We start from the raw sequence: 1,667 nt of genomic DNA, 5'->3' as shown, positions 1-1,667 counted from the left end.
CCACCACCCCGTCGAGGTCGGCCGCACCCGACACCATCGTCACCGCGGTGGCGTCGCCCTTCCGCGGGTCCGAGTCGTACAGGGCGTCCACGTCCGAGAGCAGGACCAGCGCATCGGCGCTGATGAGGTGGGCCACCAACGCGGCCAGGCGGTCGTTGTCCCCGAAACGGATCTCGTTGGTGGCCACCGTGTCGTTCTCGTTGACCACCGGGACCGCGCCGAGTGTGCGGAGACGATCCAGGGTGCGTTGCGCGTTGGCGGCGCTCTCCCGGCGCCCGATGTCGCCGGCCGTCAGCAGGACCTGCCCCACCACGCGGTCGTATCGGGAGAAGGAGTCCCCCCAGGCCCGGGCCAGCTCCAGCTGGCCCACGCTCGCGGCGGCCTGCTTGGCGGACAGGGTCGCGGGGCGGGTGGTCATTCCCAGTGGGGACATCCCCGCTCCGATCGCCCCGGACGAGACCACGAAGACGTCCGACCCCGCGGACATGCGCGCCTGACAGACATCGGCCAGGGCGTCGAGCTGCGGCCGGCGGATCCCACCACCGACGCTCGTGATGGCCGAGGACCCGATCTTGACGACCACTCGGCGGGCCGTGCCTATCCGGCGCCGCAGCTCCGGTTCACCGGTCACTCCAGGATCTCCTCGTCGGGATCGATCAGGCCGCGGCGCACCCGCTTGCGGTACTTGCGCTCCTGGGCGCCCACGCGCTCGTCGGACTCCAACCGGATGTCCGTGCCACGCCCGGTGCGCATGAGGTCCACGCCCGCAGGGGTCTGGGGCTCCCAGTCGAACGAGACGTCGCCGATGGTGACCGCGCAACCCGCCTGCGCCCCGGCCTTGATGAGCGCGTCCTCGACACCCAGCCGGGCCAGGCGGTCGGCGAGAAAGCCCACGGCCTCGTCGTTGGCGAAGTCGGTCTGGCGGATCCAACGTTCGGGTTTGGATCCCGACACCACGAAGGCACCGGCCTCGTCCGGATCCTTCCGGACCGTGAACTCGACCCCGTCCACGGCCCTGGGCCGAAGGACGATCCGCTCGGGCGCCGCAGGCGGGTTCGCTTTGCGATGGGCCTTGATGAGCTCGTACAGCCCGTACCGCAACTCGTCCAGGCCCCGGTGCGCGACCGCGGAGATCGCGTACACCGGCCAGCCCTTGGCCTCGAAGTGGGCGGTGACCATCTCGGCCATGTCGGCGGCGTCCGGAACGTCGATCTTGTTGAGCACCACGACCCGGGGCCGGTCGGCCAGGTCGCCCAGCCCGGCGTCGGCGAGTTCCGGTTGGTAGGCGGCGAGCTCGGCCTCGAGTGCGTCGACATCCGAGACGGGGTCGCGGTCGGACTCGAGGTTCGCGCAGTCCACCACGTGCGCGAGGACGGCCGTGCGTTCGATGTGGCGCAGGAAGTCCAAGCCCAGACCGCGTCCCTCGCTGGCTCCGGGGATGAGCCCGGGCACGTCCGCGATGGTGAACGTGTCGTCGCCCACCGAGACCACACCGAGGTTGGGCGCCAGGGTGGTGAACGGGTAGTCGGCGATCTTGGGTTTGGCCGCGGACAGCACCGACACGAGCGACGACTTGCCCGCCGAGGGGAACCCGACCAGCCCGACGTCCGCCATGGACTTGAGTTCGAGGGTCAGGTCGCGGACCTCGCCGGGCTCACCGAGCAGGG

Annotated in this window: 2 protein-coding genes; both read right to left on the bottom strand. The window is 70.9% G+C overall.

Translation table 11 applies throughout. The features are described from left to right. Positions 1-631 (bottom strand): glutamate 5-kinase (gene proB, locus IY392_RS13815; RefSeq protein ID WP_194861520.1); only part of this gene is annotated, 631 nt, incomplete at its 3' end. Continuing rightward, a partial coding sequence (gene obgE / locus IY392_RS13810; RefSeq protein ID WP_194861519.1) for a GTPase ObgE occupies positions 628-1,667 on the bottom strand: 1,040 nt, incomplete at its 5' end. The genes obgE and proB, both read right to left, overlap by 4 nt.

This window comes from Dietzia sp. SYD-A1 (genome assembly GCF_015356725.1).
Taxonomy (GTDB): domain Bacteria; phylum Actinomycetota; class Actinomycetes; order Mycobacteriales; family Mycobacteriaceae; genus Dietzia.
Note: the sequence above shows the minus strand (reverse complement) of the source record. Positions and strands in the feature narration are given on the sequence as shown.